At 48.8% G+C, this 9510-nt stretch carries 8 protein-coding genes and 1 other annotated feature; of the genes, 6 read left to right on the plus strand and 2 right to left on the minus strand.

Annotated features, from left to right (window positions below):
* Positions 1-463 (minus strand): aminotransferase class I/II-fold pyridoxal phosphate-dependent enzyme (locus tag ACY69O_RS03650; RefSeq protein WP_462332113.1); only part of this gene is annotated, 463 nt, incomplete at its 3' end.
* Positions 460-939: an Lrp/AsnC family transcriptional regulator gene (locus ACY69O_RS03655; RefSeq protein WP_462332114.1), complete on the minus strand. Its 480-nt coding sequence runs from the start codon at positions 937-939 to the stop codon at positions 460-462. The genes ACY69O_RS03650 and ACY69O_RS03655, both read right to left, overlap by 4 nt.
* 47 nt (positions 940-986) lie before the next feature.
* Positions 987-1180, minus strand: a binding site (T-box leader).
* Between the two features lie 105 nt (positions 1181-1285).
* Here ACY69O_RS03655 and ACY69O_RS03660 point away from each other — a divergent pair.
* The 6 genes from ACY69O_RS03660 to ACY69O_RS03685 all read left to right on the plus strand — a co-directional run bounded on the left by ACY69O_RS03660 (position 1286) and on the right by ACY69O_RS03685 (position 9292).
* Positions 1286-1768 (plus strand): NanQ anomerase/TabA/YiaL family protein, encoded by a 483-nt coding sequence (locus ACY69O_RS03660; protein WP_462332115.1) that lies wholly within the window; start codon positions 1286-1288, stop codon positions 1766-1768.
* Between the two features lie 18 nt (positions 1769-1786).
* Complete coding sequence (locus ACY69O_RS03665; protein ID WP_462332116.1) at positions 1787-5563, plus strand: phosphoribosylformylglycinamidine synthase; 3777 nt, start codon at positions 1787-1789, stop codon at positions 5561-5563.
* Between the two features lie 308 nt (positions 5564-5871).
* Positions 5872-7377, plus strand: coding sequence for a glycerol kinase GlpK (gene glpK, locus ACY69O_RS03670; protein ID WP_462332117.1), 1506 nt, complete (start codon positions 5872-5874; stop codon positions 7375-7377).
* Positions 7378-7391: 14 nt separating this feature from the next.
* Positions 7392-8123 (plus strand): MIP/aquaporin family protein, encoded by a 732-nt coding sequence (locus ACY69O_RS03675; protein ID WP_462332118.1) that lies wholly within the window; start codon positions 7392-7394, stop codon positions 8121-8123.
* A 127-nt stretch (positions 8124-8250) separates the two neighbouring features.
* Positions 8251-8517 carry a TIGR03905 family TSCPD domain-containing protein gene (locus tag ACY69O_RS03680; protein WP_462332119.1) on the plus strand — a complete coding sequence of 89 codons (267 nt, stop codon included), beginning with the start codon at positions 8251-8253 and terminating at the stop codon, positions 8515-8517.
* Between the two features lie 4 nt (positions 8518-8521).
* Positions 8522-9292 (plus strand): histidinol-phosphatase HisJ family protein, encoded by a 771-nt coding sequence (locus ACY69O_RS03685; RefSeq protein ID WP_462332120.1) that lies wholly within the window; start codon positions 8522-8524, stop codon positions 9290-9292.
* Positions 9293-9510: the final 218 nt, after the last annotated feature.

Consider the following 9510-nt stretch of genomic DNA (forward strand, 5'->3'; position numbering starts at 1 on the left):
GAGTAATACGGAATTCGTTCTCTATCTTTGTAGGAACGGGAACTGCAACTCCTCCTGCCAGCACAGTGCATGCTTTATAGGAAACATAACACGGCTCAGGAATAAGCACCTCATCTCCGGGGGCCAGCAGAGCACGCATAGCGAGGTCGAGGGCTTCGCTGACACCGACAGTTACGAGTATATCTGTTTTCGGGTCATAAGAGACACCGCCGTGCAGTGCCGTGTTTTTGGCAATCTCTTCACGCAGTTCGAGCATGCCGCGGTTCGCCGTGTATGATGTATAGCCCTGTTCAAGGCCATAGACGCAGCTTTCACGTATTGTCCATGGTGTGACGAAATCCGGTTCACCGACACCGAGAGAGATGACGTCCTCCATTTCAGCCGCAATGTCGAAAAATTTACGGATACCCGACGGAGCGACATTTTGTACTGCGGGGGATAAAATACTGTTCCAGTCCTTCATGGGCTCACCACCAGTCTGCGGTCGCGTTCCTTATCACCGACAATGAGCCCGTCCTTTTTGTACGGCTTCAGAACGAAGTGGCTGCGGGTAGAGGTTACGCCGTCAATGGTTGCAAGACGTGTTGCAATAAAGTCTGCAATCTCCTGCAGGGATTCACCCTCTATTATTACGAGCAGATCGAAGCTTCCGCTCATGAGATAGACTGAATTGACTTCTTCAAAGCGGCTGATGCGCTCTGCGATGGCATCAAATCCGACCTCGCGCTGGGGGGTAAGATTGACCTCTATGGCAGAAACGACGGAGTTACGGCCTGCACGGTTCCAGTCGATTATGGCGTTGTAGCCGAGAAGAATACGGTCTTTTTCGAGCTGCTTTAAATCTTTTTCCACCTCGTATTCACTTCGGTGGAGAATGGCAGCCAGCTCACTTATGGGGCGTCTGCCGTCATGTTCCAACAGTTCAAGTAGTTCTTTCATTGTGATTCCTCCTGTCGTTATCCCAAATAAACAAAAAACTCTCGTCCGTAAAGGACGAGAGTAATTCCCGTGGTACCACCTTTATGAGCCGAAACTCACTCGTGGTGCTTTATCGCGGCGCGCGGCCGGATTTCTCCGGCATGCTCATGGGGAGCCTTCCATTTCATTCTCTGACGGCTTACAGCGACCGCCGTCTCTCTGAAAGTAAAATAAAATGTACTGTCCCAATCATTGCATATCTGTCTGGATTTGGTAAAATAATATCACAAGTATTTATGGCATTCAAGAAAAATTTTTTGCGGATTCTGCCTGCCGCATCTATTTCTTAAAGGAGCGCTGTTGTATTATGCTCATTGGAACGATAAACGAATATAATCCTGCTCGTGCTGCTTATGCAGATGCCGTCATAAGGGCGATTGATTTTCTGCGCAGCAAGGATTTCACGAAGCTCGAGGACGGACGCTATGAAATTGAAGGAGACCTCATGTACGCTACGGTTTCCCGATATACGACGAAGCCCGCCAAGGAATGCTTCCCGGAGTCGCATCGCCGTTATTATGATGTCCAGTTTCTCGCGGAAGGGGAGGAGCATCTCGGCTGGTGCCCGTTTACTCCTGATTTGAAGGTAAAAACTCCTTACGATGAAGAAAAGGATATTACATTTTATGAAAAGCTGGTGCCCGAGAGCAATTTTGTCTTAAAACCGGGCGTTTTTGCTGTACTTACTACGAAGGATGTGCACTGCCCCTGCCGTGCTATTGATGACAAGCCCGGCAAGGTACTGAAAGTGGTCGTGAAGGTTTCGACCGAGCTGTTAAAAGATGAATAACTCACAGGGGGAACAAGGATGACAGTCAGAAGACTTTTTGTGGAAAAGCGGCAGGGTTTCTTTGATATACCTGCACAGCAGCTTATGGCAGACCTGGTGGAGACATTCCGCCTTACAGGCTTGAAGGCCGTACGCTTAATCCACCGTTACGATATAGAGGGCCTCAGTGATGAGGAATTCCGTGCGACGCGGGATGTTGTTTTCGCGGAGCCTCCGGTTGATACTGTATATGAGGAGACACTTCCGGAATTTAAGGATTCCCGTATGTTTGCCGTGGAGTACCTGCCGGGACAGTACGATCAGCGGGCAGATTCGGCGGCACAGTGCGTGCAGCTTGTCACGCAGAAGGAACGGCCGGAGATTCATACGGCAACCGTTGTCGTGCTTGTGGGAGATGTTGATGATGAAAGCTTTGAAAAAATCAAGGCTTATATGATCAACGCCATTGAAAGCCGTGAAGCTTCCCTTGAAAAGCCCCAGACTCTCGCAATGGAGATGGAGACTCCTGCGGACGTCGAGGTTTTGAAGGAATTCAACACATACAGCGAAGAACAGCTCCGTGCTTTCCATGCAAAACGTGGATTGGCCATGAGCTTTGATGACCTTGCGTTCTGTCAGAAGTATTTCCGTGACACGGAGCACCGCGCTCCGACGATTACGGAAATACGTGTTATTGATACGTATTGGTCCGACCACTGCCGCCATACCACTTTTACGACGGCGGTTGACCGCGTAGATATTGAGAAGGGCTACTTTGCGCCTGTTATCGAAAAAGCATACGAACGCTATCTCGAAGACCGCAAGGTTGTTTACGCGGGGAAAAATCGTGACATTACCCTTATGGATATTGCCGTTATGGGTATGAAGGCGCTTAAGAAGGCAGGAAAGCTTGCAGATTTGGATGCTTCCGATGAAATCAACGCATGCTCTATTGTCGTAAAGGCGTCTAAAGGCGATGAAACAGAAGATTGGCTTGTTATGTTCAAAAACGAGACACATAATCATCCGACGGAAATCGAGCCCTTCGGCGGAGCTGCAACATGCCTTGGCGGAGCTATCCGCGATCCGCTGTCCGGACGTTCCTACGTTTATCAGGCAATGCGCCTTACAGGTGCGGCTGACCCTCGCCGTCCTATTGCCGAGACTATGCCCGGCAAGCTTCCGCAGAAGAAAATTACACAGGGAGCCGCGGCTGGCTACAGCTCATATGGAAACCAGATTGGTCTCGCTACGGGACAGGTTGCGGAGGTTTACCATGAAGGCTTTATGGCAAAACGCATGGAAATCGGTGCCGTTATCGCTGCTGCTCCGAAGAAAAATGTTGTCCGCAAGGCGCCTGAACCGGGCGACCTTGTAGTTTTGGTCGGCGGCCGCACAGGACGTGACGGCTGCGGCGGAGCAACAGGCTCATCGAAAGAGCATACTCTGGATTCGCTTGCAAACTGCGGAGCAGAGGTTCAGAAAGGCAATCCGCCTACGGAGCGAAAGATTCAGCGACTTTTCCGCCGTCCTGAAATCAGCACGCTTATCAAACGCTGCAACGATTTTGGCGCGGGCGGTGTTTCCGTTGCTATCGGAGAACTGACAGACGGACTTTCGGTGAACCTTGATGCCGTACCTAAAAAATATGAGGGCCTTGACGGAACTGAGCTCGCTATTTCAGAGTCTCAGGAACGTATGGCTGTTGTATTGGCGGCTTCAGATGTGGACAAATTTATTAAGGCAGCCGGGGAAGAAAACCTCGAAGCAACTGTTGTGGCAGAGGTAAAGGCAGAACCGCGCCTTAGAATGCACTGGAGAGGAAAACCTATTGTCGATATCAGCCGTGATTTCCTCGATACAAACGGTGTAAAGCAGCATGTAAATGTCAAAATAGATATGCCGTCTGCAGAGGAGCGTTACCTTTGGCAGATTCCCGAGGCAGTCAAAAAATGCGGCCGTGACCTTGCGGCAGCATGGGAAGCAGATCTTTCCGAGCTTAATGTCTGCAGCCAGAAGGGGCTGGGCGAGCGTTTTGACTCCACAATCGGCGGTAATACGGTTCTTATGCCATTTGGCGGAAAGCGTCAGCTTACGCCGCAGGAAGGCATGGTTGCAAAGCTGCCGATGCTTGGAGCAGAGACTGAAACCGCAACGGCTATGACATACGGCTTTGACCCTCATCTTATGGAATGGAGTCCGTTCCATGGTGCGGTGTACGCTATTGTTGAAGCAACGGCAAAAATGGTAGCACTTGGCGGCAGTGCCGATGGTATTCGCCTGACTCTGCAGGAATATTTCGAAAGCCTCGGAAAAGATCCCGAAAAATGGGGCAAACCGTTCAGCGCACTTTTGGGCGCGCTTTGGGCACAGCATGGACTTGAAATTCCTGCCATCGGCGGAAAAGACTCCATGTCAGGTACATTCATGGATATCCATGTACCGCCGTCTCTTGCAGCCTTTGCAGTTGAAGCCATGCCGGCTAAAAATGCCGTTTCCGCGGAATTCAAGTTCCCGGGCAGCAAGGTATATGTCGTACCGGCACCGAAGGATGCCTTTGACCTTCCGCTCTTTACGAAACTGCGTCATAATTTCGTGTGCGTTCAGGCGCTTACGGAATCCAATAAAGTTCTGTCGGCTTCAACAGTGAAATACGGAGGTATTGCCGCAGCTGTTACGAAAATGTGCATGGGTAACTCAGTCGGCTTTAATTTCACCCGAATCCCGCAGCGTGATGACTTGTTCAAACCTGATTATGGCACTATCCTGATTGAGGTTGCTGCCGGGACGGACGTATCCGAGGCTCTTATGGGTACAGGATATTATGAGCTGGGTGAAACAACCCTTGTGCAGAGCATTGTCTGCGGACAGATGGTCCGTACGCTGGCGGAGCTTGAGCGTGTATGGCGTGCACCGCTGGAAAAGATTTTCCCGACACAGACAAAAACTCTCGGAAAAGTCCCTCCTGCTGTACTGTACAAAGAAGGAAACCGTATCACGCCGCACCTGCATTATGCGAAGCCGCGTGTTTTCATACCGGTATTCCCCGGAACGAACTGCGAATACGATACGGCGCGTGCCTTTGAACGTGCCGGTGCTGAAGCAGAAACGCTCATTGTACGCAATCTGACCCCGTCGGCTGTAGCAGAAACGGTGGATGCAATCGCAAGAGGCATCAAAAAAGCCCAGATAGTCATGCTGCCGGGCGGCTTCAGCGGCGGTGATGAGCCTGACGGCTCCGCAAAATTCATTGCTTCGATGTTCCGCAATCCGAAAATCAAGGATGCGGTCATGGAGCATCTCAATCATCAGGACGGACTGATGCTGGGTATCTGCAACGGCTTCCAGGCACTTATCAAGCTCGGACTTGTTCCGTATGGAGAAATCCGTGACCTTGATATTGATTCGCCGACACTTACCTTTAATACAATCGGACGTCATGTATCCTGCATGGTACAGACCCGGGTTGTATCGAATCTTTCTCCGTGGTTTAACAATGTTCAGGTAGGCGATATGCATACAATCGCAGTATCTCACGGTGAAGGACGGTTTACTGCAGACCGTGAAGTTATCGCAAACCTGCGTGTTCACGGACAGATTGCAACACAGTATGTTGACCGGTCGGGGGCACCGTCACTTGACATCGAGTTCAATCCGAACGGCTCCGTAAATGCAATCGAAGGTATCACGAGTCCTGACGGACGCGTTCTCGGCAAGATGGGACATTCCGAGCGTATCGGAGAATACGTTGCCATGAACGTACCGGGCGCAAAAGACCAGCAGCTCTTTGAGGCTGGCGTGGCATACTATAAATAAGTGAAATATTAAATCTCTGTTTGTTGTGAAACGGACTCACTGCAAACAGAGATTTTTCTTTTGGACAGAAAAATAATCAAATACAATAGACCTTATGAGAAAGACATACCGTAAGAAAAACGTTTCGATACAACAGCAGTGTTTTCCATATGTAATGTAAAGAATATTACATTTGAAAATAATTTCGAAAGAGAACGCTTGCTTTATTGAAAAAACTTTTTTTGGCTCGTATAATGTATACCGTAATTATTTAATTACATTTTCATTCAATATCCGGGGCTCGTCCCGGAACAAGGGGGCATTTTTTAATGGCACGCAAGTATGTAATGGCACTGGATGCCGGAACTACGAGCAACCGTGCGATTATCTTCGATGAAGATTCCCACATCGTAGGTGTATCGCAGAAGGAATTCACACAGTATTTCCCGAAGCCGGGCTGGGTTGAGCATGACGCCGAGGAAATCTGGAGCTCGATGACAACGGTCATGAAGGAAGCTCTTGAAAAAGCAGATCTCCTGGCGAGCGATATCAAGGCAATCGGTATCACGAACCAGCGCGAGACTACGGTGGTATGGGAAAAGAAAACAGGCCGCCCTGTTTACAATGCCATTGTATGGCAGTCGCGTCAGACAGCTGATATTTGCGAAGATTTGAAGCTGCAGGGACTTGAGGACGAGTTCCATCATAAAACAGGTCTTGTAATTGATGCATATTTTTCCGGTACTAAGGTAAAATGGATTCTTGATAATGTTGAAGGCGCGCGTGCAATGGCAGAGCGCGGAGAGCTTCTTTTCGGTACAATTGACAGCTGGCTCATTTGGAAGCTCACGGGCGGCAAGGTTCATGTTACAGATTATTCCAATGCATCCCGCACACTCATGTTCAATATTCATGAACTTAAATGGGATGAGGAACTTCTTAAGCACCTTACAGTTCCTGCATCCATGCTTCCGGAGGTACGTCCGTCAAGCCAGGTATACGGCGAGACGATTCCTTCCATTCTTGGCGGCTGCGTGCCTATCGCAGGTGCGGCAGGTGACCAGCAGTCTGCACTTTTCGGTCAGAACTGCTTCGAGCCGGGCATGGCAAAGAACACGTACGGTACGGGCTGCTTTATGCTCATGAACACAGGTACAAAGATTTACGAGTCCAAGAACGGGCTTGTTACAACTATTGCGTGGGGCCTCGACGGAAAAGTCGAATATGCTCTGGAGGGTTCTATCTTTGTTGCAGGCTCTGCTATTCAGTGGCTGCGCGACGGACTGCGCATCATTGATGCTGCACCGGATTCCGAGTGGATTGCAAAACGCGTTCCGGATGCAGACGGCGTTTACGTTGTTCCGGCATTTGTAGGACTCGGTGCTCCGTACTGGGATATGAGCGCACGCGGTATGATTATCGGTCTTACCCGTGGTACGAAAAAGGCTCATATCGTTCGTGCAACTCTTGATTCCATGGCATATCAGACTCGCGACGTTTTGAGCGCTATGGAGGCAGATTCAGGCATTCGTCTCGCATCCCTCAAAGTTGACGGCGGAGCTGTCGCAAATAATATGCTCATGCAGTTCCAGGCAGATATGCTTGGTGTTCCTGTTGAGCGTCCTCAGGTAATTGAAACAACGGCTCTCGGTGCTGCATACCTTGCAGGTCTTGCTGTAGGCGTATGGAAATCGAAGGACGAGCTCAAGAAGAGATGGAAGCTTGACAACCGTTTTGATCCGAAAATGGCCAAAGACGATGCAGATAAGCTTTATAAAGGCTGGCGCAAGGCTGTCCGCCATGCTATGCATTGGCTTGAAGACGAAGAAGACTAAGGAGGAAACGATTAATGGATCTCAGCAATCTTTTAGGCGAATTCGTCGGAATGATCGTTCTTGTGACGTTCGGCTGCGGCGTATGCGCAAATATGGCTCTTAAGAAAACCTGCGGCTCCGGAGGCGGTTGGATTTGCATTACGGCAGGCTGGGCTTTTGCCGTGCTTCTTGGTGTATTTACTGCGAATGCTCTCGGGGCTCCGCAGGCTGACCTGAACCCGTCCGTTACCCTTGCAAAGACTTTTGCGGGTATATATACGTTCCCGCAGTTTGTTATCACATCTATTGTGCAGATTGCAGGCGGTTTCTGCGGCGGTCTTGTTGTCTATCTTGCATATCTCCCGCATTGGGCAGAGACGGAGGACGGTCCGACAAAGCGCGGTGTTTTCTGTACGGCTCCGGCAATCCGTAATATTCCGGCTAACTTTATTACAGAGATGATTGCGACATTCTTTCTTATGTTCATCATCTGGATGATTTTTGCTAAACCTAATGGACCGATTCCTGCAGGACTCGGACCTTATCTCGTAGGTATGCTCATTTGGGCGCTGGGACTTTCCCTCGGCGGTCCGACAGGCTACGCAATGAGTGCTGCCCGTGACCTCGGCCCTCGTCTTGCACATGCTGTTCTTCCGTTCAAGAACAAGGCTGATTCCGATTGGGGCTATGCATGGGTCCCTGTTGTTGCTCCGCTTTGCGGAGGCGTGCTTGCATATATTGTTGCACACCTTATCGGGGTTATCTGAGAATAATATTGATAAACCTGCGTCTTTTGCGGCGCAGGTTTTCTTTTTGCAGTTTTGCTTTTTTGTGCTCCCGTGATATGATGATGTAACGAAAATAATTTAAGGAATGTTTTTAAGGAGAATATATATGAGCAGTTACGTATATAAAACAAAAGGGACGTGTTCACGTTCAATTACAGTTGACCTTGACGGAAAAACTATCCGCAGCGTCAGCTTTGAAGGAGGCTGCCCGGGAAATCTCAGCGGAATCAGTAAGCTGGTAGTTGGCATGGATATTGATACTGTAATAGAAAGATTTACAGGCAACCGCTGCGGAGAGCGACAGACATCATGCCCTGATCAGTTGGCGAAGGCTTTGCAGGAAGCGTACGAAGCAGAGCAAAAAGGAGCGTAATAAAATGCTGTTCGATAATCATTCACATACGAAATTTTCCGCTGATTCGGAAATGCTTGCAAAGGATGCTATAGAAACAGCGAAAAAACAGGGGCTTGGAATAGTCTTTACCGAGCATATAGATTTCAGTTACCCGGGAGAATTGGATTTTATATTTGACCCTAAGGAATACTGGAAGGAATACGAGACTCTTCGCTCTGAATCGGTACGTCTTGGAGTTGAAGTCGGACTGGTACCGGGGGAAAGACAGCAGGCTGAGGCATTTATCGCTGAAGTGCCTTTTGATGAAGTCATTGGCTCTATTCATCTTGTTGACGGTCATGATATTTATGAAAAGGATGGGTACGAAGGAAAAACTCAGGATGAAATGTATCGTCGATATTTTCATTTGATGGAAGATATGGTGCGTTCCAATCCGTACATTGATATACTCGGGCATATTGACTATATATCGCGGTATGCTCCCTATGAGGACGCGGGAATCCAATACGCAAGATGGACAGAGGATATAGATGCTGTCCTGCGTGCAGTCATTGAGACAGACACAGTTTTGGAGCTTAATACAAGAAGGTTCGGGACTCCGATTAATTTCAAACAGCTTGTACCCGTATATAAACGCTATCGGGAGCTGGGGGGAAGGTATGTCACAATAGGTTCAGATGCACATACGGTCGATGGAATAGGGGCATACTTTGATATTGCAGAACAGTTTGCAGAGGCTTGCGCACTTATTCCCGTAACCTTTGAAAAGCGAAAAATGAATCGCTTAAAATAAATTGAAAAAAGTGCTTGACGAACCTCGGGCAAAGAGGTAATATATAGAAGCTGACTCGTGCGGGGCACGATGAAGCGCAAGGTGTTCCTTGAAAACTAAACAATGCAGAAATGAATCATCTAAATTGATTCAAGCCAGATGTCGGGCATGAAGCTATGCTTCATGAACCAACAATTTCTAAAAAGAGTAAAGCGAAAGCTTTATACTCAAAAGATTAA

Source organism: Schwartzia sp. (in: firmicutes), assembly GCF_978017985.1.

What these genes read in the sequence shown, in the direction of transcription:
- ACY69O_RS03675 (WP_462332118.1), top strand. Translation starts at nt 7,392, where the DNA reads ATGGATCTCAGCAATCTTTTAGGCGAATTCGTCGGAATGATCGTTCTT.
- ACY69O_RS03655 (WP_462332114.1), bottom strand. Translation starts at nt 939, where the DNA reads ATGAAAGAACTACTTGAACTGTTGGAACATGACGGCAGACGCCCCATA.
- glpK (WP_462332117.1), top strand. Translation starts at nt 5,872, where the DNA reads ATGGCACGCAAGTATGTAATGGCACTGGATGCCGGAACTACGAGCAAC.
- ACY69O_RS03685 (WP_462332120.1), top strand. Translation starts at nt 8,522, where the DNA reads ATGCTGTTCGATAATCATTCACATACGAAATTTTCCGCTGATTCGGAA.
- ACY69O_RS03660 (WP_462332115.1), top strand. Translation starts at nt 1,286, where the DNA reads ATGCTCATTGGAACGATAAACGAATATAATCCTGCTCGTGCTGCTTAT.
- ACY69O_RS03665 (WP_462332116.1), top strand. Translation starts at nt 1,787, where the DNA reads ATGACAGTCAGAAGACTTTTTGTGGAAAAGCGGCAGGGTTTCTTTGAT.
- ACY69O_RS03680 (WP_462332119.1), top strand. Translation starts at nt 8,251, where the DNA reads ATGAGCAGTTACGTATATAAAACAAAAGGGACGTGTTCACGTTCAATT.